This window comes from Aliisedimentitalea sp. MJ-SS2 (assembly GCF_032586155.1).
GTDB lineage: Bacteria > Pseudomonadota > Alphaproteobacteria > Rhodobacterales > Rhodobacteraceae > JAWHTC01.
In genome coordinates this window covers 347,670-372,149 of sequence record NZ_JAWHTC010000005.1, presented here as the reverse complement: position 1 = coordinate 372,149, position 24,480 = coordinate 347,670, and the positions used below count along the sequence as shown (strand labels likewise).

The following is a 24,480-nucleotide window of genomic DNA, read 5'->3' as shown; positions in this document are numbered from 1 at the left end:
CGCCCGGAGCGATCTACCTAATAGTTGTCCAACTCTTCCGACGCCTTCTGGTGCCCCAATTTAGCCGCCCTTTTCAAGTAGACGAGGTATTCTGTCTGGCTCGGCGGCCCGCCCACGCCGTCACGATGCATTTCAGCCAACCGATACGCACTGGGAGCAGAACCCGCCGCCCAGGCCCGACTATAGTAGTGTCTCGCACGCTCAGGGTCAGGCGTTCCCGTCGCGCTGCCATCTTCCAGTAGCTCTGCATAGGTTTTATTGGCTGGCGCGTAGTAATATGCATCTGCCATCGACTTTAACAAAGACGGTGCTAAAAAAAAGTTCAGCAGGTGTTCATAGCTGCCCGGAACGTTGCCCTTCTTCGATGCCGCCGAAAACAGCTCCATGGCGTAATCAACATCATCAAGGCCGTAGAGCTTTTCTATATGGAGTATCCCGAGATGGGTCTTGGCCATTGCATAGCCCATTTCCGACGCCTGGGTCAGATAGACAACGCTTCTCTCGGAGCCGGCGCGGTCAAGCGCGCGCCCCAGCCGATAGTAGTTTTCCGCTGATTTGTCACCACCATTGATCGCATTGACGCAGGCTTCAATCGCAACCTCGGCATTTAGCTCGCCCCATTCCACACCTTTCTGCCAATTGCGGTGATAGGCTTCGACAGGCAGTTCCCAACGGTGCGCGGCCTCTGCCCGGCAAATCTCGCTCCAAGTGTCCCTTGGTAACGGTTTACCCCATGCCGCCGCGCGCTCGGCCCGCTCGATGCTTTTGCGCGATCCCTTGAGCGGAAAGACAACCGTTTCGCCATTCATGGAAACCTCCAGGGTCGAGCCCGCTTTCAGCATCTCTGCTTCTTCGGCTTCCATCTTGAAAACATATGCCCACCCCTCAAAGCCCTCCAGCTCCACGATGTCCAAAGCTGAATCGGAAAAATAGGCCGCTTCCCTGCGGCCATCGGCATACACGACCGTGTAATTCAAAACCGAAGCTGCGGGATCCGGAAACAGGCCAACAATGCCAATCCAGTCCTGATCCGCGCGCGTCACCTGTACGGCTGCAAACTTCGTATTACTTTTCGCCACCAACGCGTAGGGTTCTGACGTATAGAAGAAATCGTGAAATAGTTCATTGTAGTAAAACTTCCAGACACCAGTCTGCTGCGCGGCTGCCGCCATCCCCCAAAATGCCACGCAAACCAGCAGAACCGCCCTCAACAACCCCTTAGCACGAGTTTTCATCCCTGTTTCTCCCGATCGCCTATCTGGGCGATCGTTAATAAATTCCTGAAACACCACTGACCAAAAAATCGTCATACATATCTCTGGTCCACGATTGCAAATTTGCGCGCAATTTGTCGAAGGTTTTCGTGCCGTGATGCCGCCGTCGCGGAAACACCCCACGCGGATTACCCCTGAAACAAGACCCAAAGACACGCCGCAAAAAAACAGCCGACAAAAAATCTGCGTCCTTGCTCCCATCACCTCAGTATGAAGACATGGAGCAACCAGACTAATCCAACCCCAACTCCTCTTTCGCCTTTTCATTCCCCAGATCGGCGGCATGGCGCAGATACTCCAGGTAAAGCTTCGGGTTCGGTTGGGTCCCGACCCCATCGCGATACATCTCGGCCAGCCGGAAGGCACTTGCACTGTGTTCGCTGTCGGCGGCCATTGCGTAATACTGCAGCGCGAGGTCGTAATCTGGCACTCCGTGCGCCTCGCCGCTTTCCAGGCGTTGGGCAAACAACCACTGAGACAACGTGTATCCGTTGTCCGCATTGGCGCGCATCAGGCGCAGGCCCGACAGACGCTCCTGGTTGTCGCTGCTCGCAGTCAGGATTTTCGACATCTGGTGGCTCGCGGGACGATATCCGCTCTCGGACGCCGCCCGGATCATCCAGCGACCATATTCCTTGTTGTCCAGCCCATAGTCCCCCTCCCAATAGAGCAGACCCAGGTGGTACGTCGCCGGCATATAGCCATCGTCTGACGCCTTACGCAGAACGTTCAGGGTTCCCCGGTCCTTCCCCTTGTCCATCGCCCGGCCCTGTAAATAGCGTATCTGCGGTGATACAGCGCCCAGCGCGATGGCCTGGCTACAGGCCTTTGTCGCCGCTTCGGCATCCAGGTCACCCCAGCCCACACCTGGCCCGGTGGTGTTGTCATCCCAGGGATGCCCGGCAAGAGAAATGCAGTCGCGCCTCCACTTATCCTTGTCGGACGCCGCCGCCTTCGCAACCTTCAACCGCTTGGCGGCCTCCTCCGCCGCGGTTATCGCCTTGCGTGATCCTTTCATCGGAAAATCTCTGGCAATTCCGCCGGCCACAACCCGCCAGCTTGCTGCCGCCTTCAAAAGCTCGCGATCCTTGTCACCGACAAGGAAGATATAGGCATAGCCGGTCTCACCTTCTTCCTGATGCGAGACAAACTCTCCTTCACCCATTTCGCGGGTGAACTGGCTCCCGTCGGTCAGCGTGATGGTAGATTTCAGCGTTTCGGCCGGTGCCCCGGTCCGGAAAAATCCGACAACCGCAATGGCCCGTTTCGGTGCAATGTTCACAGCCGCAAACAGGCCATCGTCGACGACGACGATCCCGTGCGGGTCATTGGTCGTGATCATCAGATGCCCGTCATTGTGGCGAAACTGCCAGACCCCGAACTCGAATGCAGACGCCTGACCAACCATGAAGACCAACGCCACCGCATACGTCACTAATCGTTGCACCACCACGCCCATGGCACTCCCCTGTTCTGTTCCCTCCTGCAGTGACCCGCACTCGTCCGGCCGCCGCGTATCCCCGATGCCCGATTACAACACGGCGCAGTCGGTTTTGTCACGCCTTGCCGCCCGGGGTTGAACCTTCCGTTGAGAATTCACATTTGCGGTGCTAATCTGAAACCGTGCCCGGCACCGGGGCTTTTGATCGGTGCGTAGCAAAGGAGGACACTGTCCTGTCAACGCATGTTGATGCGGCCACGGCCGCGGCCAATGGCAAAGCGAACACCGCAATGCCCAAAAGCGTAACCAGCGAAGAGCTGCTTGCGCTGATCCTCACCTCGCTTGATGACGACAAGGCCGAAGACGTCGTGCAGATCGACCTGCGCGGCAAGTCCTCGATTGGCGATTACATGGTGATCTGCTCGGGCCGGTCCACCCGGCAGGTGGTGGCGATCGCCGAAAAGCTGACCGACAAGCTCAAGCAGGAACTCGGGCGCCTCAGCAAGATCGAAGGCAAGGATGGCGGCGACTGGGTGCTGATCGACACCGGCGATATCATCGTTCACGTCTTCCGCCCCGAAGTGCGCGAGTTCTACCAGCTCGAAAAGATGTGGCTGCCCCCGGCCGAGGCTGCGGCGATTGCCACGCAAAGCCACGCACCCGGTTGATGCGGGTGACAATCTGCGCCGTGGGCCGGTTGCGCACCGGCCCGGAGAAGGCGCTGATCGACGACTACCAGACACGGTTCGACCGGAGCGGGCGCGGACTCGGTCTCGGCCCGCTCACTCTGACCGAGGTCGACGACCGCAAAGGCGGCGGTATGGCCGGCGAGGCCGCCCTGTTGGAGCGCGCCCTGCCGAAAAACGCCCGCATCGTCGCGCTCGATGAACGTGGCAAACTGATGACCTCGCCCGACTTTGCCGCCAAACTCGCTGATTTCCGCGATGATGGCACCTCCGACCTCGCCTTCCTGATCGGCGGCGCCGACGGTATCGACCCATCCTTGCGCGCCCGCGCCGACCTGTCGCTCAGTTTCGGCAAGATGGTCTGGCCTCACATGCTGGCCCGCGTCATGCTCACCGAACAGCTCTACCGCGCCGCTTCGATCCTCGCCGGAAGCCCCTATCACCGCGCCTGACCCAGCGGAGAGCTACGCACGCAGTCCAGTATCCGTTCGGGCCACGGAGGCCTTGGGGGCCAGCCCCCAAACCCCCGGAGTATTTCGACCAAGAAAGAAACCCGGACTCAGGACTCTTTCTTGATCCAAATACTCACTCACACGTTCACATTGTCCGCAAACATCAATAGCTCCATCACCCCAATTGCCGCCCTCGCGCGTCGGATTCGGGTGGGTGGGAGACGCGTGAGGGCGGTAATCCCCCGGTTGCCCCCGACCGCCGCAGGGCTTACATGCTCCGTGAGCACCAAAGGACCAAAGCTATGAGCATCCCCAAACCCGTCGTTCTGTGCATTCTCGATGGCTGGGGCCTGCGCAACGATCCTGCCGACAACGCCCCCGCACAGGCCAATACCCCTGCCTTCGACCGGCTGATGTCGACATGTCCCCACAACCGCCTGATCACCCACGGGCCGGATGTCGGTCTGCCCTCCGGCCAGATGGGCAATTCTGAAGTTGGTCATACGAATATCGGCGCGGGGCGCGTGGTGGCGATGGACCTGGGCCAGATTGATCTCGCGATCGAGGATGGCGCCTTCGCCAGCAATGACACTCTCGCCGACTTCGTCGCCCGGCTGAAACAATCCGGCGGAACCGCCCATCTCGCAGGCCTCGCCTCGCCCGGCGGGGTGCATTCGCACCAATCCCACATCGCCGAGGCCGCCCGTGTCATCGCCAGCGCCGGTGTGCCGATCGCGATCCACGCCATCACCGATGGCCGCGACGTCGCACCGGAATCCGCCGCCGAGCAAGTGGCCGATCTGATCGCAGAACTCCCGAAAACCGCGAAAATCGCCACCGTTATCGGCCGCTACTACGCCATGGACCGTGACAACCGGTGGGAGCGGGTGTCGACAGCCTTTGACGCGATCATCCACGGCAAATCCGAACAGCACAGCGCGCAAACCCCGGTCGATACCATCACCGGCTTTTACGCCAAGGACCTTACCGATGAATTCCTGCCTGCCACCGTGCTCGGAGACTACGCGGGCGTTCAGGACGGCGACGGCCTGTTCTTCATCAACTTCCGCGCCGACCGCGCCCGCGAGATCCTCGCCGCCATCGGCGACCCTGAATTTGATGCGTTCGACACCGGCACCCGCCCCAAGCTTGCCGCGCTGATGGGCATGGTCGAATATTCCGACCGTCACAACGACTACATGACCACGGTCTTCCCGGCCCGCGACATCGTCAACACACTGGGCGAGTGGGTCGCCAAACAGGGCCGGACACAGTTCCGCCTGGCCGAGACCGAGAAATACCCCCACGTTACCTTCTTCCTGAACGGTGGCGTTGAAACCCCTTACCCCGGCGAAGACCGCTACATGGCTCCCTCGCCCAAGGTGGCCACCTATGACCTGCAACCGGAAATGAGCGCCGGTGAAGTCTCCGATAATTTCGTCAAAGCGATTGAGAGCGGCATGTATGACCTGATCGTCACCAACTACGCCAACCCCGACATGGTCGGCCATACCGGTGATCTGAAGTCCGCGATCCTGGCTTGCGAGGCCGTTGATCAGGGCCTTGGACGGGTCATGGAGGCCCTCGAAAAGGCCGGCGGCGCGATGCTGGTCACCGCCGATCACGGCAATTGCGAAACCATGGTCGACCCCGACACCGGCGGGCCCCACACGGCCCACACCACCAACCCGGTGCCGGTGGCGCTGTTCGGTGGCCGCGAAGGGGCAGAACTCACCGCCGGGCGGCTCTCCGACCTCGCCCCGACTCTGTTAGACCTGATGGGGCTGGAGCAACCACCGGAAATGACCGGAAAGAGCCTGCTGAAATGATCCTGCGCGCTGCCCTCCTGGGACTTCTGCTGTCGGCGGCCCCGCTGGTGGCACAAGGCGATGCGGGCGACGCGGCGCGCAAGGCGGCCGTTCGTCTCGACAAGGCCACGCAGGAATTGGACCGTGCCGAATCCGCCCGCGACCGGGTCAAGGCGCTGTCCGAGACCATCCGCGCGTTTGAGGACGGGCTCGCCGCCATGCGTGACGGGCTGCGCCAAGCCTCGATCCGCGAACAGGCCCTCAGCCGCGAACTGCGCGCCCGCGAGGATGAAATCGCCCAGCTTCTGGGCGTGCTGCAATCAGCCGGCGACCAGACCAAGCCGACGCTGCTGTTGCACCCGTCCGGCCCCACCGGCACGGCGCGCGCCGGCATGATCCTGACAGACGTCACCCCGGCGCTCAATGAACGCGTTGCCGAATTGCGCGCCAAGCTAGAAGAGGTCACAACCCTGCGCAAATTGCAGGACAGCGCTGCCGAAACCCTGCAAGGCGGTCTCACCGGCGTGCAATCGGCCCGTACCGCCCTGTCCCAGGCCGTAGCCGACCGCAAGCCCCTGCCCCAGCGCTTTACCGAGGACCCGGTCAAAACCGCGCTGCTGATCTCCTCGACCGAAACCCTCGAAGGCTTCGCATCGGGCCTCAGCCAGATCGCGGTGGACGAGGCAACAGGCTCCCTCCCTGACATCTCGCACCGCAAGGGTGCGCTTGCCCTGCCGGTTCAGGGCCGTCTGTTGCGCGGCTTCATGGGATCGGATGCGGCGGGCATCACGCGGCCAGGCATCATCGTTGCCACCCGCCCCCGTGCATTGGTCAGCACCCCGGCGGCGGCCACGATCCGCTATCACGGGCCGCTGCTCGACTACGGAAACGTGATGATCCTTGAACCGCAATCGGGCTTGCTCTTCGTGGTGGCCGGGCTTGATGTGGTCTATGGTCAGATCGGTCAGGTGCTGCCCGCGGGCTCTCCCATCGGGTTGATGGGCGGGCAGGATCCCGAAATCGGCGAGATTCTGACGCAGAGCAGCGAAGGGGCTGGTCACGACCGCACGGAAACGCTCTATATAGAGGTAAGAGAGAACAATACGCCAACTGACCCCGCCGTGTGGTTCAGTATTGCCAAGGATGAATAGAACATGAAGAAAGCCCTCATCGCCGCCTTTGTCGGCACCGTCTCCGGCGCCGTCATCACCACCCAGGTGGCCGCGCCGCTTCTGGCGCAAGAGGCCGCCAAGACGACGAATGTCTATCAGCAGCTTGACCTCTTTGGGGACATCTTCGAACGCATCCGCGCCCAGTATGTCGAGGAAGTGGACGAAGCCGACCTGATTGAGGCCGCCATCGACGGCATGCTGACCTCGCTTGATCCGCATTCCAGCTACCTGTCGCCCGACGACGCCGCCGACATGCGGGTTCAGACGCGGGGCGAGTTCGGTGGTCTGGGCATCGAGGTGACCCAGGAAGACGGTTTTGTAAAAGTCGTCTCGCCGATCGACGGTACGCCGGCGGACGAAGCCGGGGTTGAAGCCGGTGATTTCATCACCCACGTCGACGGAGACTCGCTCCTTGGTCTGACACTGGACAAGGCGGTCGATTTGATGCGCGGTCCGGTGGGCTCTGAAATCATCATCACCATCGCCCGCGAGGGCGTCGACGAACCCTTCGACATCTCGATCATTCGCGACACGATCAAGCTGACGGCGGTACGTACCCGCACCGAGGGCGAAACCGTGGTGCTGCGCGTGACCACCTTCAACGACCAGACCTATCCCAACCTCAAGGACGGCATCGCCAAGCAGATCGAAGAGGCCGGCGGCATCGACAGCGTCAACGGCTTCATCCTCGATCTGCGTAACAACCCCGGCGGCCTCCTGACCCAGGCGATTAAGGTCTCGGATGCCTTCCTTGAAAGCGGCGAAATCGTCTCGACCCGGGGCCGAAACCCCGCCGATGGCGACCGCTACAATGCACAGGAGGGAGACCTGGCACTGGGCAAACCGCTGGTGGTGCTGATCAATGGTGGCTCGGCCTCGGCCTCCGAAATCGTTGCCGGTGCGCTTCAGGATCACCGCCGTGCCATCGTTGTCGGCACCCGCAGTTTCGGCAAGGGATCGGTCCAGACGGTGATGCCGCTGCGGGGCGAAGGGGCGATGCGCCTGACCACCGCGCGCTATTACACGCCCTCGGGCCGCTCGATCCAGGCGCTGGGCATTTCGCCCGACATCGTGGTCGAGCAACCCCGCCGTGACCCGTCTGCGAACAACGAGGACGAGGAAAAGAGCGCCGCTCATCAGTCGCGCTCCGAGGCCGACCTACGCGGCGCGCTGTCGAACGACTCGCTCTCCGAGGACGAAATCCGCCAGATCGAGGAAGACCGTGCCAAGGCCGAAGCCGCCGCCAAGCTGCGCGAGGACGACTATCAACTGGCCTATGCCATCGACATCCTCAAGGGGCTGTTGGCGCTGGGTGGGAAGAACTAATTGCCGGGACAACACAGCAAAACATGAACAGGGGCCGTGGCAATCGCCGCGGCCCTAATTCTTTACGGTTGAACTCGGTTGAAGCCTTCTTCCTGTTGTCGAGGCTTAGCCGCGTGATCACCAGACCGTGGGATGGTGACCTAACACCAGTTTGAATCGCTTTATTCCCGAGAAACCCGCACTAACCCTCCGCGATGCATTGTCCTCTCGAAATCACCAGCCCTGCGGGCGGTCTGGTGATCACACGGCGGCGCTACGCGCCTTGATTCCGTGCGGGCTCTGTTTGGCAATCCTTGCTCAAAGTCAAAACTACCATCCTCTGCGCAACCATCACGATTTGAACCCCTGACTTAGATGGATTCACCACAACCCTCTTTTCCCCGATGCCCGGCCCCATTACCTATGAACTGCAAGACAACCCAAACCCATAGGCCAACCCATGACCCCCGAAGACATCGCCCGCCTGCCCTATCGCCGCAATGTCGGCGTAATGCTTGCCAACCCCGCAGGCCATGTCTTTGTCGGCCAGCGCATCGACAATGACCAGGCTGCCTGGCAGATGCCGCAAGGCGGGATCGACAAGGGCGAAGACCCGCGCGCAGCCGCACTTCGCGAGCTGACCGAAGAGACCGGCGTGACGCCTGACCTGGTGACGGTCGAGGCTGAGACCGAAGGCTGGCTGGCCTATGACCTGCCCCATGACGTGGTGCCGCGTATCTGGAAGGGCCGTTATCGCGGGCAGGAACAGAAATGGTTCCTGCTGCGGTTTCATGGCACGGATAACCAGGTGCGGCTCGATGCCGACGACCATCAGGAGTTCTCGCAGTGGCGCTGGCTCTCACCCCAGGAACTGGTCGCCAATATCGTACCCTTTAAACGCGCGGTCTATCAGCAGGTTCTGGCCCAGTTCGGGGACCGGTTGTGATCCGCGCAATCCTCTTGTCGCTTGGCCTTCTGGCCCTGCCAGGCGTCGCGCTGGCTCTGTCCTGCGCCCGGCCCGACATGGCGCGCAGCTTCCAGTTTGCTGATGACGCGGAAGGAACCTATCACCTCCTGCTCGGTGAAATCGAATACACCGAAAGTAAACTGCTCGCGCCGACCGAACCAGAGACCCTCAAAGCCCGGCTACGCGCCCGCGGCATCACCCGCACCGGCTTCTCAGCCTGGATAGACCGCGATGTCACCGTCAACATCACCTGCGCCGGTCCGTGGTGCGGGTCCGTTCCCGAGAACGAACGTCTGCTGATCTTCCTGCGCCAGGACGGAGCGGATTGGGTCATCGACGCGCCGCCTTGCGGTGGCTTCGTCTTTGTCGATCCCGGACAGGCTGAAATGCGCATCTTGCGCAGCTGTTTATCGGGTGGTTCTTGCAAACCTCGCTATCGTTAAGCCCCGCCAAACGGTTACACCGCTGCGGCGTCGCCAGGGGGACTCACTTCGCCCGGTTTCCCACCTCAACCGATGGCTTCGACCAGAGATGGCAATTCCCCCAGGTCGACCAGTTCGGCATAGCGCGACACCCCCACCGGCGGCTCGGCCTTTTCCAACTCCCACTCGATCCCGTGAGGAATGAACACGCCCCATCCCCCGGCCTCGATGGCTGGCAACACATCCGATTTCATTGAATTGCCCACCATCATCGCGTGGCCCGGCCCGTCGCCATGTCGCGCAAAGGCGGCGCGATAGGTCTCGGGTGTCTTATCCGACACGATCTCTACTGCATCGAACAGCTCGCCCAACCCCGATTGCGCCAGCTTGCGCTCCTGATCCAGAAGATCGCCCTTGGTGATCAGCACCAGCTGATACTCCGCCGCCAGCACCTCGACCGCCTCGCGGGCATGGGACAACAGTTCGATCGGGTGACGCAACATTTCCTGCCCGGCCGAAATGATCTCGTGAATGACCGACCCGGGAACCCGGTCAGAGGTCACCTCGAGCGCGGTTTCGATCATCGACAGCATGAACCCCTTGATACCGAATCCGTAATGGCCAAGGTTGCGCCGCTCTGCCTCGAGCAGCCGTTCGGAAAGGTGATCGGGGTCGGCATAGTCCCGCAACAGCGCGCCGAATCGCTCCTGGGTGATTTGGAAAAACCGCTCGTTATGCCAAAGCGTGTCATCCGCATCGAAACCAATTGTTGTCAAATTCCGTGCCATTCTGGTCCCCCCTGCCCCTCTGTGCGAATGCGCCCTCTTTTCTCGGCTGCCCCAGAGGTTATATAGAACGACGCGGGCATTGAACCCGCAATGATGCGAAACACGAGTGTGACAGGCATGACCGAGTGGGCCCCGACATTATCGGACGACCAGGAAGGTGACGGCGACGCGGCCGTCATCGTGCAGACCCGTCCGAAAACCAAACGCCCACCGCTCTACAAGGTTCTGCTTCTCAATGACGATTACACGCCGATGGAATTCGTCGTGCATGTGCTGGAACGCTATTTCGGCATGACCCATGCGCAGGCCTTTGAAATCATGCTGACCGTGCACAAGAAAGGCGTCGCCGTTGTCGGTGTGTTCAGCCACGAGATCGCCGAGACCAAGGTGGCCCAGGTGATGGACGCCGCACGGCAGAACCAGCACCCGCTGCAATGCACCATGGAACGGGAGTGAGGGCTTTGCGGCCCGCCTTTTCATGACCCTGCGACTGACCCACCTTCTGGAAAGCGGCGGCGGCGTCCTGCCGGAAAGCGGCGAGATTGTCGTGTTTGGCCCGGTTACCGTCACCGACCTTGCCCCGCTGCCCCGCGAACGACTGCGCCTGATCTGCCGGGAGAAGCCCCAGTTCGACCGTCTCAAAGCCGCGGGCTTCGACGTGTTGGAAACCCCACCTGACCATGCCGCCCTCTCGATCGTGTTTCTGCCGCGTGCCAAGAAACAGGCGCGCGCCGTGATCGCCCGGGCGATGGAGAAGTCGGACGCCGTCATCATCGACGGCCAGAAAACCGATGGGATCGACAGCGTGTTGCGCGAAATGCGCAAACGCACAACCTGTTCCCAGCCCTATTCCAAAGCCCACGGCAAGATCTTCACCGCGCAACCCGCCAATGGGGTTTTCGAGGATTGGACCGAAGGTGGCGCACCGAAACAGATCGTCGACGGGTTCACCACCGTGGCCGGTGTCTTTTCGGCCGACGGGATCGACCCGGCCTCGCGGCTTTTGGCGGCGGCCCTGCCCGACCGATTGAAGGGCCGGGTGGCGGATTTCGGTGCTGGCTGGGGCTACTTGTCCGCGGAGATTCTCAAACATCCGGGTATCGACACGCTCGACTTGGTCGAGGCCGACAATGCCGCGCTGGACTGCGCCCGCATAAACATCACCGATCCGCGCGCCCACTTTCACTGGGCCGATGCCACCAGCTGGAAATCCGAAAAGCCGCTCGATGCGGTCATCATGAACCCTCCCTTCCACGAGGGCCGCAAGGGCGTGCCCGAGCTGGGCCGCGATTTCATCCGCAATGCGGCGCGGAACCTTTCCCCCTCGGGCCGGCTCTACATGGTCGCCAACCGGCACCTGCCCTACGAGGCCGCCCTGCGTGAGAGTTTCCGCGAGGTTGAAGAACTGCCCAGCGACAACCGGTTCAAACTTTTTGCCGCATCTCGCCCATCGCGCGTTGCCCAGCCTCGCCCAAATCGCTGATTTGGCATAACCTCACCTTCAGAATCATGACCAGGGGTGTCCCATGACGCTTTCGATTACCGGCAAAACCGCGATTGTCACCGGCGCGGCCAACGGCGTTGGGCGCGCGATTGCCCGCCATTTCGCCGACAAGGGCGCCAACGTGATGTGCGCCGACATGGACGAGGACGGGCTCGCCCGCGAAGTCATGGACAAGGACGATGGCAGCGCGATTCAATGCTTCACCGGCGACCTGCGTGAAAAGCTGACGCTGGCCAACCTTCTGTCGGCCACGATCGACGCCTTCGACCGTGTTGACGTGCTGGTTAATGCCTCGCGACAGGTGGTGTATTCGGACGCGCTCAATCCCGATGATGATGCGGTTGTCGAATTGTTGAACCAGAACCTGATGACGTCGCTGCGCCTGTCCCAGATGGTTGCCAAGCGGATGATCAAACAGGCCGAAGGGCAGGAAGAAGGCCCCGTCGGATCAATCATCAATCTCAGCTCGATCCTGTCGACCCGGGCCCACCCGGACCTGATGGCGGTGTCGATCTCGAACGCCGCGCTGGAACAGATGACGCGTTCACTGGCGGTCACGCTGGCAGACGAACGCATTCGAGTGAACGCCGTCGCCATGGGTTCGGTGATGAGCGCAAGCATGCAGGAACGGCTCAAGGCCCATCCCGATTACCGCCACGTGATCGAATCCGGCACGCCTTTGGGCCGCATCGCCAGCGCCTCGGAGCTGGCCGAAACCATGCAGTTTTTGGCCTCGGACGGATCGGGCTTCATGACCGGCCAGGTACTGGTGGTGGATGGCGGGCGCACGCTGCTGGACCCGGTATCGGCCCCCGCTCACTGAACCAGCGCATTGATGAACGACAGGACAACCAAGGAAAGACGCGACAGATGACCCAGGACATGCAAATCGAAAAAGACCGCGCCAGCGCATGGTTCCGTCAGCTGCGCGACGATATTGTCGCCGCCTTCGCGGGGCTTGAGGACAAGCTCGTAGATGGCCCCATGGCCGACAACGAACCGGGTCGGTTCGAAGTGACCGAAACCAAACGCGCCAGCGACGACGGTTCGGATGCAGGCGGTGGGCTGATGAGCGTGATGCGCGGTGGCCGCGTGTTCGAAAAAGTCGGCGTCAACGTCTCCACCGTCTACGGCAACCTCGGCGAACGGGCACAGGCCGCGATGATGGCACGCAAGGGAATGCCCGGAATGAAGGACGATCCGCGCTTCTGGGCCAGCGGCATCAGCCTAGTTGCCCACATGCAGAACCCGCATTCCCCGGCCGTGCACATGAACACCCGCATGTTCTGGACACCGCATGGCTGGTGGTTCGGCGGCGGGTCGGACTTGAACCCCTGTATCGAATATGATGACGACACGGCGCATTTCCACTTTACGCAAAAGACCCATTGCGATCGTCACGACGAAACCTACTACTCGCGGTTCAAATCCTGGGCCGATGAATACTTCTATGTCCCGCACCGGGGCCGTGCCCGTGGCGTTGGCGGCATCTTCCTCGATGACCACAACACCGGCGACTGGGAGGGTGATTTCGCCTTCATTCAGGACGTTGGCCGCGCCTTCCTGCCCGCCTTCGTTCCGATCACTGAAAAGCGCATGACCACGCCGTGGGATGACGCCGACAAAGACGCGCAACTGATCCACCGGGGTCTCTATGCCGAATACAACCTGGTCTATGATCGGGGCACCAAGTTCGGCCTTGAAACCGGCCATGACGCCAACGCCGTATTGATGAGCTTGCCGCCGCTGGCCAAATGGGTGTGATCGAAGCCGTGTATCACCCGGGACAGGTCATCACAGTCAATGACCGGATGCAGCGCGACTATACCTATTCCCTGGCCGCGCCGGCCGGTCAGGATTTCGATCCCGGTTTCACACCGCATCACACCCCGCGTGAGATGCTGGAAATGGGCGTGTTCGAGGGCAAGTATTGCACCGATTGCACAGATGAACTGCCCGAGGACTGGTTCACCAACGCCAAACTCTCGTCTACGCCCGATTCCGCACTGAACTATTTCGGCGTCAAAAGCCGCCAACCCCTGTCGATTTGGCGCGACAAGGGCTGGATCATCGGCGACGACCCGCGCGGCTGGTTCCAATGGTATTGCCGCTATTACCTCGGTCGCCGCGACGCAGGCGTCGACGCAAAACAAATCAAACGCTGGCGCGCTTTCGCCCGGCACGCTGCGCAGATACGAAAAAACTGCAATCCGGGCGATATCTTCTGCCGCCCGCGACAACGGCAGGGACTTCTGCAATGGGCATATGACCCGCTCATCTAGGGGAGAGACTCTCATGAAAATTGCCATCGTCACTGGCGCCGCCCGCGGCATTGGCCTTGCCACCACCAAGCTGATGTTGGCTCAGGGCTGGCACGTTGCCATGATCGATCGCGACGCTCCGGAATTGGCCAAAGCCAGCGACGGGCTGGAAAACGCCCTGCCCATTGTCTGCGATGTAAGCCAACCGGATCAGGTTGCCTCCATGGTCGACCAGGTCTCCAACACCTATGGGCAGCTCGACGCGCTGGTCAATAACGCCGGTGTGGCCGAGTTCGGACCGATGGCGGATTGCGACTTCACCATGTGGCGCAGGGTGATGGAGACCAACCTCGATGGTATCTTCCTGACCAGCCAGGCCTGCGCCGACATGCTGAAATCCGCCAAGGGATCAATCGTCAATATCGGCTCGATCAGCGGATTGCGCGCCTCGACCCTTAGGGTGGCATATGGCACCTCCAAAGCCGCAGTGATCCAGTTGACCAAGCAACAGGCGGCGGAACTCGGCGAATGGGGCGTGCGCGCCAATTGCGTCTGCCCCGGCCCGGTGCGCACCAAACTCGCGATGGCCGTGCACACGCAAGAGATCATCGACGCCTATCACGACGCGATCCCGCTCAACCGCTATGGCAGCGAGGGCGAGATCGCCGAGGTGATCATGTTCCTGTGCTCGGACAAGGCGTCCTACGTCACCGGTCAGGTGATCGCCTCGGACGGTGGCTTCGACAGCACCGGCGTCGGCCTGCCCGCGCTTCGGAACTGAAGGTCAACGCTGACGCAGGAAGTCCTGGTAGACGTTCATGTTGGAAAACCGCGTGTAGCCGAAGTTCGTGTCGCCATAGATCGTGCCATCCGGCAGAATCGCATAGGTGAAGCGCCCGATCTTGCCAGTCGATGTCACGCGCGGCAACGGCACCGGAAGCACGCTGAACCGCCCGGGGTTGGCGCGTGGGTCAAGCTGCGTCAGACTGGCACCGGGCATCGGCAAAGGCTGAACACCAGAAAGCTGCGGATTAGGCCGCGCCGCCCCCGGAATTTCAATCGGCGTCGCGCTCGTGCGCCCGGTGCCGATACCACCTACGATGGCCGCCCCGGGGATCTCAATCGGAGTCGCGCCCACCGATGGCGGCAACCGAACCTGATCGGCCCACGCGGCTGTGGCCATAAGCCCCGCAACAAGGGCTGTAAGAACGGTACGATACGTCATTTTACCCTCCTTTTCCCTGACCTGCCCGCATCAGGATTATACCGTAACCCACGCGAACACGCCTTGCGCAGGCGCAAGGTTGGGAATCAGGAGTGAAAGGTGAAGGACTGGCTTACGTGCGGTTTTCTCGCACCGTATCAATCATCAGCTGCACATTCTCCGGGTCCGCATCCGGCGTGATGCCGTGGCCGAGGTTGAAGATATGCGGGCCTTTGGAAAACGCCTCGACGATGTGGCGGGTCTCATCCACCAGCGCCTGCCCACCCGTCACCATATGCGAAGACGCCAGGTTGCCCTGCACACAGCCATCGACCTGCACATTGGCCGCCGCCCATTCCGGCGTCACAGAATTGTCCAGCGCCACGCAATCCGCGCCAGTCGCCTTGGCAAACCCGATATAGCCATCACCCGCTTCGCGCGGGAATGCGATGATCGGAATGCCGGGATGGCGTGCTTTCAGCGCCGCAATAATCCGTTTCGCCGGTTCCAGCGCGTATTTGGTGAAATCCTCACCCTTCAGCGACCCCGCCCAGCTGTCGAACAGCTTGACGCATTCCGCGCCCGCCTCGATCTGCATCGACAGATAATCAATCGTCGCCTCGGTGATCCGCTCCAGCACGGCCTCGAACAACGGCCGGTTTTCGTCCTTGAGCGCATGCGCCGGCCCCTGGTCCGGCGTGCCGCGCCCGGCAATCATGTAGGTCGCCACGGTCCACGGCGCCCCGGCAAAACCGATCAGTGTGGTTTCAGATGGCAATTCGCGGCTCAGGATGCGCACGGTTTCGTACACCGGGTTCAGCACCTCGTGAATATCACTGACCGGTTTCAGCTTATCGAAATCCGCCTGCTGCGTGATTGTCGACAACCGCGGCCCTTCGCCGGTGACAAACCACAGATCCGCGCCCAGCGCCTGGGGCACCAGCAGGATATCGGCAAACAGGATCGCCGCGTCGAATCCGTAGCGGCGGATCGGCTGCAAGGTCACTTCAGCGGCCAGTTCCGGGTTGTAGCACAGCGACAGGAAATCCCCCGCCTGCGCCCGCGTGGCACGATATTCCGGCAAATACCGCCCCGCCTGCCGCATCATCCAGATCGGCGGCGTCGACAGCGTTTCGCCTGCCAATGCGCGGAGAATCTTTTTCTGCTCGGCCATGTGACGTCCTTTCCTGTTCAAAAGGTACGTCTCTTCCCACGCGCTGGATGTCAAGCCTCGGCCTCGGATAACGGCGTATCCGCCGCAACGGTTTCCTGTTCGGCCCACAGTTTGCGCAGCATAGACCCCTGCCCGACAAACTGCCCCGCCCCAGACCGACAGTCAAAGATCCGGTCAGTGCGAAAATGCCGGAACCCGGCACGCAACTCACACCATGCTGCCAGCATGGTGCAGTTGAGGTGGTAGATCACCACGATCGGCCGCACCGTGCGGCTGCTCATCTCGCCCATCTCGTCCTGATAGCGCAGCACCAGTTTTTCCTCGTCCCGGATCGCCTGTCGCAACCGCGCGATCGAAACACAGCCCTGATCCGGATCATCCGTCGGTGCCCCCCATGGCGCCACGTAAAGCCAATCCGCTGGGCCATGCAACGCATCGACCTTGGCACAGACCCGTTTGGCGGCACGCTGCAAGGCGCTGTCCCCGGTCCGTGCCAGCATCGACAGGCCCACACGCAGCGCCTCGGCCTCTTCCGCGTCGAAATTCAGCGGTGGCAGATCATAGCCGCCACGCAGAACATATCCCAGCCCCGCCGCCCCTTCGACCGGCACCCGCATCGCCTGCAACGCGGCAATGTCGCGATAGATCGTGCGCGGTGATACTTCCAGCTCCTCGGCCAACACATCGGCGGTGCTGGGACCCCGGGCGGCGCGCAGCAACTGGATCAATTCAAACAGGCGGTCGGAACGGGGCATAAAAAATCCTTTATCACTCCTGACACTCTAGCACGCCCTCCTGACAACAGGGTGTCAGGAGGGATCTGTTTTTATTGGGCCAAACACGAAGGAGAAGACGGATGGCCTACTACGATCAGATCACCATGATGCGCCTTGGACTGGGCCGTTGGAGCGGCCATGGTCGGGCCGGCACGCCTGAACGCCGCCGCTGGCAGGGGCGCAAGCGTCAGGCTGCCACGTCACAGGTGCTTGAAAGAGGCAAGCGGCAGGACTAAAGCGGTGGCATGACACATGCACTGCCAGCCCCCGCCTCGCCCCTGAAAATCGGAACCCGCGGTTCGCCGCTGGCGTTGGCGCAAGCCCACGAAACCCGCGCGCGGCTTGGCCGAGCGTTCGACCTGCCCGAAAGCGCGTTCGAGATCATGGTGATCAAGACCACCGGCGACGACGCGGCCTTGATCGCCAAGGACCGCCCGTTGAAAGAAATCGGCGGCAAAGGACTCTTTACCAAGGAGATCGAGGAACAGCTGCTGTCGGGCGGGATCGATATCGCGGTGCATTCGATGAAGGACATGCCGGTAGATCAGCCCGCTGGCCTGCTGCTCGATTGCTACCTGCCGCGCGAAGATGTGCGTGATGCCTTCGTGTCCCCCTCCGTAAACGGTCTTGCGGACCTGCCGCAAGGCGCGGTTGTCGGAACCTCCAGCCTGCGTCGCCGGGCGCAACTGTTGGTGAAACGCCCCGACCTGCAGGTGGTCGAATTCCGCGGCAATGTGCAAACCCGACTGAAGAAACTTGATGACGGCGTGGCAAGCTGCACCTTCCTCGCCATGGCCGGTCTCAAGCGACTGGGCCGCGATGACGTGCCCGCCACGCCCATCGCCCCCGAAGACATGCTGCCTGCCGTGGCCCAGGGTGCCATTGGCATCGAACGCCGTGAAAACGACCACCGCGTCGCCGACTTGCTCGCCGCGATTCACGACCGCCAGACGGGCGAACGCCTCGCCGCAGAACGCGCTTTCCTGTCCGCGCTCGATGGGTCTTGCGAAACTCCGATCGCGGGCCTGGCCGAGTTGGACGGTGATACTTTGCGCCTGCGTGGCGAGATCCTGCGCCCCGATGGCAGCGAATGCCTGAACGACGAGGTTGCCGGCAGTGTTGCCGACGGTGCCGAAATGGGCCGCGCCATGGCTGCGCGTCTTCTGGCGCAGGCGGGTGAAGGGTTCTTCGACTGGCGGGCATGATCACCCGGACACATATCAAGGGCGACGCCCCTTCAACCGCGGTCTACTCCCCCTGCGAGCGGTTTCGCTACAGCCTGACCCGCACCTGGGACCCGGACGGTAAACGCGCGCTTTTCATCATGCTCAACCCCTCCAGGGCGACCGAGGTCCAGAACGACCCCACGGTCGAGCGTTGCGAGCGCCGCGCCCGCACGCTGGGTTTCGGGGCCTTCCGCGTGACCAACATTTTCGCCTGGCGCGAAACTGACCCAAAAAAGATGCGCGCCGCCACTGACCCTGTAGGCCCGCAAAATGATACCATGATTGCCGAGGCCTGCCCCTGGGCCGATCAGATCATCGCCGGTTGGGGCGCTCATGGTGAACATCGGGACCGTGGCGCTACGGTCGAAGCTCTGTTGCGCCAGACCGGCCAGCCGATCTATCACCTCGGCCTCACCAAGGCTGGTCACCCGCGCCATCCGCTTTATATTGCCTATGCACAACAACCTCAGCGGTGGTTCTGATGAGTAGCGACGAAACCCACGACGATCCCCAACTGCACGCGATCAACCGCCTGACGCAAGAGGTCGAGCGGCTCAACACCCATCGCTTTGTCACCATGTACAACTCGCGCTGGCGGCTGATCGCGTTCTCGCTGTTTCGCGGGCTCGCCTTCGGCCTGGGCTCGGTCCTGGGGGCCACGATCCTGGTGTCGATCCTGGGCTGGTGGATCGCCCAGTTCGAATTCATCCCGATCATCGGAGACTGGGCTGCGCGGCTCGTCCAGGAAATCGAGAGCGCCCAGTAGGCTCGGTAAAATGCCTGCGAAAGCTGGTGGTCTGGTTTCGCCATTCCTTAACCCTCCGTGGGTATTGCTTTTGAACTTTGGGTGACAAGGGCGCATATGGCCCGATGCCTTTCGTGGAGCGAAAGCGATGCTGTTTCTTGCCGGTTTGATGGGGATGATCCTGGTCGGGACCACGGTGTTCGTCGGCTTTGAAGGCGCTGACGGGGGCGAAGACGAGCCCGACACAATGGCGGACGCCGCCCTCGACAGCACGGGCGACATTACCCCGCTACATGAAATTCTCGCCGGTGACTACTTGGGCGCGCCCCTGCCCAGCGGTGACGGATCGGAACCCATCGGTAGTGATGTGCCGGTGGGCGATTGGGAGGGCGACGGGCAAGACGGCGGCGAAGACGCCATACAGAACGGAGAAACCGACAATTGGGTCGAGGTCGTGGAGCAGACCTCCGAAGTCATTGATTTCGACCTGGCCGAAGACACGCTGGTGTTGGCCTATGACGGCGCCCCCGGCGCGGACCCGCCGACGCTCGGCCTCGAACCGGATGGCGAGGACCCGGACCTGACCCATGTCCTTCTCAATGGCCATGTGGTCATGTCGCTGCATGACGCGTCCGGGATCACCACTGATGACATTCAGCTTGTACCCGAGGCCTCGATCGACGCCCTGCTGTCCGACGTGGCCGCCTAGACAACGGCAGTTTCTGCTTTTCTTTCCGGCAAAACCCTCTTATATGCGCGCATCTGGTCGGGTCCTGCCCGGCCAATCTCCCATAGGACCCTGCTGGACGACATCCCGGCTTGTGCCCTTAACCCTTTGATCAAAGGAGACCCCGATGTCGATTACTGCTGAAGACAAAGCCCGCGTGATGAAAGAATACGGCACCAAGGACGGCGACACCGGTTCGCCCGAAGTCCAGGTTGCCATCCTCAGCTCGCGCATCGCCACGCTGACCGAGCACTTCAAGACCCACAAGAAGGACAACCACGGCCGCCGTGGCCTTCTGAAAATGGTTGCCCAGCGTCGTAAACTTCTGGACTACCTGAAAGGCAAGGATGAGGCCCGTTACCAGGACCTGATCAAACGCCTCGGCCTGCGCCGCTAAGAGTTTCGTTCCTTTAGGAACATTGAACGCCCGCTCGATTTCGAGCGGGCGTTTCTTTTTTCCGGGTGGTCGCGTGTTTCGGACCAATTCCTGTCCGCTCGGCGTCAATCGTCGCGGTCGTCGTCGCCGTCCGGGTCCTTTGGCAGCTTGTGCGCAATGCCCTTGTGGCATTCGATGCAGGTTTTGCCGTCCTCGATCCCTTCCTGCATCTTTTCGCGCGCCCGACGAGACTGGTTTTCGAAATCCATGGCATGGTAGGAATGGCAGTTGCGGCATTCGCGGCTGTCATTTGCCAGCATCGTGTCCCAGACCCGGTTTGCCATCTCCCAACGGTGTGCTTCGAATTTCTCTTTCGTGTTCACTTTTCCAGTAATTTTTCCCCAAAGCTCGCCGGTCGCCTGAAACTTTCGGAGCACTTTAGGACCCCACGGCTTTGGCACGTGGCAATCCGAACAGGTGGCACGAACACCAGAGGGGTTATTGTAATGAGTCGTTTTCTTGTATTCTTCGTAAACGAACTGGCGCATTTCGTGGCAGGAGGTGCAAAAGCCCAACGTGTTGGTGGCTTCCATCGCCGTGTGTAATCCCCCCCAGAAAATGACCCCGACAAACACGCCGACCATGAGAATCGCCCCCCACGCAAAACGCGCCGTCGGAACCCAAAACCAACGCCAGAAACTTTTGAACCATCGCATTCGCTTGACCTCAAGAAGGGTCGCACCCACCCGTTCAACAGAACCGGGTGGGTGCGCTGGTTTCTATCGGGTTACTCCGCCTTCGGCAGGGTCTGCATATACGCGAGAATGTCGGTCGAGACCTGCGGACCAAAAGCCCGTAGCGCTGGCATATCCTCGGCGGGCTGGCCATTCATGATCTTTTGAATGATTTCCCACGGGTTCTTGTTCGACAGGCTCCCAAGAGTGGTGCCCATGTCCTTGGGTTCGCTGCCGTCCTTGCCGTGGCAATTGGCACAGACCGTATTGTAGTAGGCCTCGCCCTTTGCCGCGTCACCATTTGCCACCTTGGTTTCACGGTTGATGAAATCGTCAATCGGGAAATATCCCTTTGTGACAAAGTTCGCCAGGTCGACATAGTCCTGTTCGTCCATCTTGCCGCCAAAACCATGTGTACTGTCTTTGATCGCGGCAATGACCGTTTCATTTGCGGCACCAGCCATGTGTTGCAGTCCCGGAATGCCGGTTTTGTACGATCCCGACGCATAGGCACCATCCTTGCCCATCACATCCCAGCCATGGCACGCCTTGCAGCGTTGCGTTGCATCACCCTTTTTCTTTGTATTGCTGGCCGGCCAAGCCGGGTGGGTTTCCTCGGGCTTGGGTGCTTTAATAACTTTGTACCATTTGTCATAAAGCCGTCCCCCACGTGCGATGGAGGAATCCAATTCGTCGGCCTTGACTGGCCCGACCGATGCCGGGAGACCAGCGATTAGGGCGGCGCAGACAACAAGCGCGGGCGACGTCGAAAACCGGAAGAACATTTGAATAAGCATATCAGACTCTCCTGAGTTAACGGGCAGTTCGGTGCGACAATAGTATACAACCAAAATGAAATCCGATTGATGTAGCGCATTGACAGGTGTCGGGGCCCTGCACCGGGTCTATCATGAAAGCACAATTCGGCACCGAGTACCCTGGAACATCGCTTCTTTCCAAACCTTTCAAACTCCTCTATAGCCGCATCCATCTGAGACGTGACGCTCTGACCCCGGCGCATGTAAGGATAGAGGGGTCGGCGGCAATGGGGCCGCCACTGAAATGGGAGACCCGCAGGGGCGGGAGTGCTCCCGAATAGGATACGATACATGTTCAACGTAACAACGAAATCGATGGAGTGGGGCGAAGAGACCCTCACTCTGGAAACCGGCAAGGTTGCCCGTCAGGCAGATGGTTCGGTCATCGCCACATTGGGCGAAACCAGCGTCATGGCCAACGTGACCTTTGCCCGGAGCCAAAAACCGGGGCAGGACTTCTTCCCGCTCACGGTTCACTACAACGAAAAATACTATGCCGCCGGTAAAATCCCGGGCGGTTTCTTCAAGCGCGAAGCGCGGCCGACCGAGAAAGAGACGCTGACTAGCCGTCTGATCGACCGTCCGATCCGCCCGCTGTTCGTGCCCGGCTTCAAGAACGAAGTCCTGGTGATCTGCACCGTGCTCAGCCACGACCTGGTCAATGACCCCGACATCGTGGCGATGATCGCCGCCAGCGCCGCGCTGACCCTGTCGGGCGCGCCCTTCATGGGCCCGATTGCCGCCGCGCGCGTCGGTTTCGAGGATGGCGAATACATCCTGAACCCCGAGGTCGACGACATGCACGACCTGCGCAACAACCCCGATCAACGCCTTGATCTGGTTGTGGCCGGCACCAAAGACGCCGTGATGATGGTGGAATCAGAAGCTTACGAGCTGTCCGAGGCTGAAATGCTGGGCGCCGTGAAATTCGCCCACGACTCGATCCAACCGGTGATCGACCTGATCATCGAACTGGCCGAAGAAGCCGCGAAAGAGCCCTTCGACTTCCAGCCGCCGGATTACAGCGATCTTTACGAAGCTGTGAAAAAGGCCGGTGAAAAGGACATGCGCGCCGCATTCGGCAACACCGACAAGCAAGAGCGCGTTGCCGCCGTTGCCGCCGCCCGCGAAGTCATCATGGGTGCGTTGACCGAGGAACAACTCGAAGACGCCAACCTCGGCTCGGCAATGAAGAAACTCGAAGCCGGCATCCTGCGCGGCGACGTTGTCAAAACCGGCAAGCGGATCGATGGTCGTGACACCACCACCGTGCGCCCGATTAACTGTGAAACCGGCCTTCTGCCGCGGACCCACGGTTCGGCACTGTTCACCCGTGGGGAAACTCAGGGTCTCGTCGTGACCACGCTCGGCACTGGCGACGACGAACAGTTCATCGACGCCCTGCATGGCAACTTCAAATCGAACTTCCTGCTGCACTACAACTTCCCGCCCTACTCGGTTGGCGAAGTTGGCCGCTTCGGCTTCACCGGCCGCCGTGAAATCGGCCATGGTAAGCTGGCATGGCGCGCCCTGCAGGCGGTTCTGCCCTCGGCAACCGATTTCCCCTACACTCTGCGTCTGGTGTCGGAAATCACGGAATCGAACGGTTCCTCGTCGATGGCTTCGGTCTGCGGTGGTTCGCTGTCGATGATGGACGCCGGCGTTCCGCTGAAATCGGCCGTGGCCGGTATCGCCATGGGCCTGATCCTCGAAGACGACGGCTCCTACGCGATTCTGACCGACATCCTGGGTGACGAAGATCACCTTGGCGACATGGACTTCAAGGTGGCGGGCACCGAAGACGGTATCACCTCGCTGCAGATGGACATCAAGGTGGCCGGCATCACGCCGGAAATCATGGAAAAAGCCCTGGCCCAGGCCAAGGATGCGCGCCTGCACATCCTGGGTGAGATGAACAACGCGCTTTCGGGTGCGGGCGACTTCTCGATCCACGCACCGCGTATCGAGACCATGAACATCCCCACCGACAAGATCCGCGAAGTGATCGGCTCAGGCGGCAAGGTCATCCGCGAAATCGTCGAAGTGTCGGGCGCCAAGGTCGACATCAACGACGACGGCGTGATCAAGATCGCCTCGCCCAACGGCGAAGCCATCCAGAAGGCCTATGACATGATCCACGCGATCGTGGCCGAGCCGGAAGAAGGTGCCATCTACAAGGGCACTGTCGTGAAGATCGTCGATTTCGGCGCCTTCGTGAACTTCTTCGGCAAGCGCGACGGCCTGGTGCACGTCAGCCAGATCGAAAACCGCCGCCTGAACCATCCGTCGGATGTGCTTAAGGAAGGTCAGGAAGTCTGGGTCAAACTGCTCGGCTTTGATGATCGCGGCAAGGTTCGCCTGTCGATGAAAGTGGTCGACCAGGAAACCGGCGAAGAAGCACCGCGCGAAGAGAAGAAGAAAAAGGACGACGATTGATCGTCTGATCCTTTAAGCTTTTGACAGGCCCCGGCGGAAACGCCGGGGCTTTTTCCTTTTGTTGGATGGCCGTTTTGAGCCCTGGGCAGACTTCATCTTGCACCGAATTCAACGGCAAAGAACGACATTTCATGGATGGACCTTCAACGCATACCGGCCAAAGATCCGCCCTGTCGCGCAATAC

At 61.0% G+C, this 24,480-nt stretch carries 28 protein-coding genes; 20 read left to right on the top strand and 8 right to left on the bottom strand.

All coding sequences use genetic code 11. The features are described from left to right. Positions 1–17: 17 nt before the first annotated feature. Both RXV86_RS19440 and RXV86_RS19435 read right to left on the bottom strand, forming a co-directional pair. Entirely contained in the window at positions 18–1,235 is a 1,218-nt protein-coding gene (locus tag RXV86_RS19440) for a hypothetical protein (RefSeq protein WP_316302145.1), read from the bottom strand. A gap of 271 nt (positions 1,236–1,506) precedes the next feature. Next, entirely contained in the window at positions 1,507–2,733 is a 1,227-nt protein-coding gene (locus RXV86_RS19435; protein ID WP_316302144.1) for a tetratricopeptide repeat protein, read from the bottom strand. 164 nt (positions 2,734–2,897) lie between these two features. Between RXV86_RS19435 and rsfS the strand changes: the two genes are divergently transcribed. The 7 genes from rsfS to RXV86_RS19400 all read left to right on the top strand — a co-directional run bounded on the left by rsfS (position 2,898) and on the right by RXV86_RS19400 (position 9,548). Beyond that, complete coding sequence (gene rsfS, locus RXV86_RS19430; RefSeq protein WP_316302142.1) at positions 2,898–3,383, top strand: ribosome silencing factor; 486 nt, start codon at positions 2,898–2,900, stop codon at positions 3,381–3,383. After that, complete coding sequence (rlmH, locus tag RXV86_RS19425; protein ID WP_316302140.1) at positions 3,383–3,853, top strand: 23S rRNA (pseudouridine(1915)-N(3))-methyltransferase RlmH; 471 nt, start codon at positions 3,383–3,385, stop codon at positions 3,851–3,853. Before rsfS ends, rlmH begins: the two co-directional genes overlap by 1 nt. A gap of 302 nt (positions 3,854–4,155) precedes the next feature. Next, complete coding sequence (gene gpmI / locus RXV86_RS19420; protein ID WP_316302138.1) at positions 4,156–5,682, top strand: 2,3-bisphosphoglycerate-independent phosphoglycerate mutase; 1,527 nt, start codon at positions 4,156–4,158, stop codon at positions 5,680–5,682. Next, positions 5,679–6,812 carry a peptidoglycan DD-metalloendopeptidase family protein gene (locus tag RXV86_RS19415; protein WP_316302136.1) on the top strand — a complete coding sequence of 378 codons (1,134 nt, stop codon included), beginning with the start codon at positions 5,679–5,681 and terminating at the stop codon, positions 6,810–6,812. Before gpmI ends, RXV86_RS19415 begins: the two co-directional genes overlap by 4 nt. A 3-nt stretch (positions 6,813–6,815) precedes the next feature. After that, positions 6,816–8,159: a S41 family peptidase gene (locus RXV86_RS19410; protein WP_316302134.1), complete on the top strand. Its 1,344-nt coding sequence runs from the start codon at positions 6,816–6,818 to the stop codon at positions 8,157–8,159. A 439-nt stretch (positions 8,160–8,598) separates the two neighbouring features. After that, a complete protein-coding gene (locus RXV86_RS19405) occupies positions 8,599–9,084 on the top strand; it encodes an RNA pyrophosphohydrolase (RefSeq protein ID WP_316302132.1) in 486 nt (161 codons plus the stop codon). Then, on the top strand, positions 9,081–9,548 hold the full coding sequence (locus tag RXV86_RS19400; RefSeq protein WP_316302130.1) for a hypothetical protein: 468 nt from the start codon (positions 9,081–9,083) through the stop codon (positions 9,546–9,548). Before RXV86_RS19405 ends, RXV86_RS19400 begins: the two co-directional genes overlap by 4 nt. Before the next feature lie 65 nt (positions 9,549–9,613). Here the strand turns inward: RXV86_RS19400 and RXV86_RS19395 are convergent, their stop codons facing one another. Beyond that, a complete protein-coding gene (locus tag RXV86_RS19395; protein ID WP_316302129.1) occupies positions 9,614–10,315 on the bottom strand; it encodes an HAD family hydrolase in 702 nt (233 codons plus the stop codon). A 117-nt stretch (positions 10,316–10,432) separates the two neighbouring features. Between RXV86_RS19395 and clpS the strand changes: the two genes are divergently transcribed. Genes clpS through RXV86_RS19365 form a run of 6 tightly spaced genes read left to right on the top strand, consistent with a single transcriptional unit; the run spans position 10,433 to position 14,861 of the window. After that, complete coding sequence (clpS, locus tag RXV86_RS19390) at positions 10,433–10,771, top strand: ATP-dependent Clp protease adapter ClpS (RefSeq protein ID WP_316302128.1); 339 nt, start codon at positions 10,433–10,435, stop codon at positions 10,769–10,771. Positions 10,772–10,793: 22 nt separating this feature from the next. After that, the gene (locus RXV86_RS19385; RefSeq protein WP_316302126.1) at positions 10,794–11,798 is read left to right on the top strand and encodes a class I SAM-dependent methyltransferase; all 1,005 of its coding nucleotides are present in this window, start codon (positions 10,794–10,796) and stop codon (positions 11,796–11,798) included. A 43-nt stretch (positions 11,799–11,841) separates the two neighbouring features. Next, positions 11,842–12,642, top strand: a complete 801-nt coding sequence (locus RXV86_RS19380) for an SDR family oxidoreductase (RefSeq protein ID WP_316302124.1) — start codon at positions 11,842–11,844, stop codon at positions 12,640–12,642. Positions 12,643–12,689: 47 nt separating this feature from the next. Continuing rightward, the gene (gene hemF, locus RXV86_RS19375) at positions 12,690–13,583 is read left to right on the top strand and encodes an oxygen-dependent coproporphyrinogen oxidase (protein ID WP_316302122.1); all 894 of its coding nucleotides are present in this window, start codon (positions 12,690–12,692) and stop codon (positions 13,581–13,583) included. Then, on the top strand, positions 13,574–14,101 hold the full coding sequence (locus RXV86_RS19370) for a hypothetical protein (RefSeq protein WP_316302120.1): 528 nt from the start codon (positions 13,574–13,576) through the stop codon (positions 14,099–14,101). The genes hemF and RXV86_RS19370 overlap by 10 nt, the downstream gene beginning before the upstream one ends. Positions 14,102–14,114: 13 nt before the next feature. Further along, entirely contained in the window at positions 14,115–14,861 is a 747-nt protein-coding gene (locus RXV86_RS19365; RefSeq protein WP_316302118.1) for an SDR family oxidoreductase, read from the top strand. Between the two features lie 3 nt (positions 14,862–14,864). On the opposite strand, the gene RXV86_RS19360 is transcribed toward RXV86_RS19365, so the two are convergent. The 3 genes from RXV86_RS19360 to RXV86_RS19350 form a co-directional block, all read right to left on the bottom strand. Next, positions 14,865–15,305 (bottom strand): hypothetical protein, encoded by a 441-nt coding sequence (locus RXV86_RS19360; RefSeq protein ID WP_316302117.1) that lies wholly within the window; start codon positions 15,303–15,305, stop codon positions 14,865–14,867. A gap of 112 nt (positions 15,306–15,417) precedes the next feature. Further along, on the bottom strand, positions 15,418–16,458 hold the full coding sequence (hemE, locus tag RXV86_RS19355) for a uroporphyrinogen decarboxylase (protein ID WP_316302116.1): 1,041 nt from the start codon (positions 16,456–16,458) through the stop codon (positions 15,418–15,420). Positions 16,459–16,508: 50 nt separating this feature from the next. After that, positions 16,509–17,213, bottom strand: a complete 705-nt coding sequence (locus RXV86_RS19350) for a YafY family protein (protein WP_316302114.1) — start codon at positions 17,211–17,213, stop codon at positions 16,509–16,511. A gap of 101 nt (positions 17,214–17,314) precedes the next feature. Between RXV86_RS19350 and RXV86_RS19345 the strand changes: the two genes are divergently transcribed. From RXV86_RS19345 to rpsO, 6 genes are all read left to right on the top strand, one after another. Continuing rightward, a complete protein-coding gene (locus RXV86_RS19345; protein WP_316302112.1) occupies positions 17,315–17,470 on the top strand; it encodes a hypothetical protein in 156 nt (51 codons plus the stop codon). Between the two features lie 9 nt (positions 17,471–17,479). After that, positions 17,480–18,439: a hydroxymethylbilane synthase gene (gene hemC / locus RXV86_RS19340; RefSeq protein WP_316302110.1), complete on the top strand. Its 960-nt coding sequence runs from the start codon at positions 17,480–17,482 to the stop codon at positions 18,437–18,439. Beyond that, complete coding sequence (locus tag RXV86_RS19335; protein WP_316302109.1) at positions 18,436–18,942, top strand: DUF1643 domain-containing protein; 507 nt, start codon at positions 18,436–18,438, stop codon at positions 18,940–18,942. Before hemC ends, RXV86_RS19335 begins: the two co-directional genes overlap by 4 nt. Beyond that, positions 18,942–19,226: a DUF5665 domain-containing protein gene (locus tag RXV86_RS19330; protein WP_316302107.1), complete on the top strand. Its 285-nt coding sequence runs from the start codon at positions 18,942–18,944 to the stop codon at positions 19,224–19,226. The genes RXV86_RS19335 and RXV86_RS19330 overlap by 1 nt, the downstream gene beginning before the upstream one ends. Positions 19,227–19,353: 127 nt before the next feature. After that, positions 19,354–19,914 carry a hypothetical protein gene (locus RXV86_RS19325; RefSeq protein WP_316302106.1) on the top strand — a complete coding sequence of 187 codons (561 nt, stop codon included), beginning with the start codon at positions 19,354–19,356 and terminating at the stop codon, positions 19,912–19,914. Positions 19,915–20,059: 145 nt separating this feature from the next. After that, positions 20,060–20,329, top strand: coding sequence for a 30S ribosomal protein S15 (gene rpsO / locus RXV86_RS19320; protein ID WP_316302105.1), 270 nt, complete (start codon positions 20,060–20,062; stop codon positions 20,327–20,329). Between the two features lie 104 nt (positions 20,330–20,433). Here the strand turns inward: rpsO and RXV86_RS19315 are convergent, their stop codons facing one another. Both RXV86_RS19315 and RXV86_RS19310 read right to left on the bottom strand, forming a co-directional pair. Continuing rightward, on the bottom strand, positions 20,434–21,024 hold the full coding sequence (locus RXV86_RS19315) for a NapC/NirT family cytochrome c (RefSeq protein ID WP_316302103.1): 591 nt from the start codon (positions 21,022–21,024) through the stop codon (positions 20,434–20,436). Between the two features lie 71 nt (positions 21,025–21,095). Continuing rightward, the gene (locus tag RXV86_RS19310; protein ID WP_316302101.1) at positions 21,096–21,839 is read right to left on the bottom strand and encodes a c-type cytochrome; all 744 of its coding nucleotides are present in this window, start codon (positions 21,837–21,839) and stop codon (positions 21,096–21,098) included. A gap of 312 nt (positions 21,840–22,151) precedes the next feature. On the opposite strand from RXV86_RS19310, the gene pnp reads away from it, so the two are divergent. Beyond that, on the top strand, positions 22,152–24,296 hold the full coding sequence (gene pnp, locus RXV86_RS19305) for a polyribonucleotide nucleotidyltransferase (protein WP_316302098.1): 2,145 nt from the start codon (positions 22,152–22,154) through the stop codon (positions 24,294–24,296). The last annotated feature ends 184 nt before the right edge of the window (positions 24,297–24,480 follow it).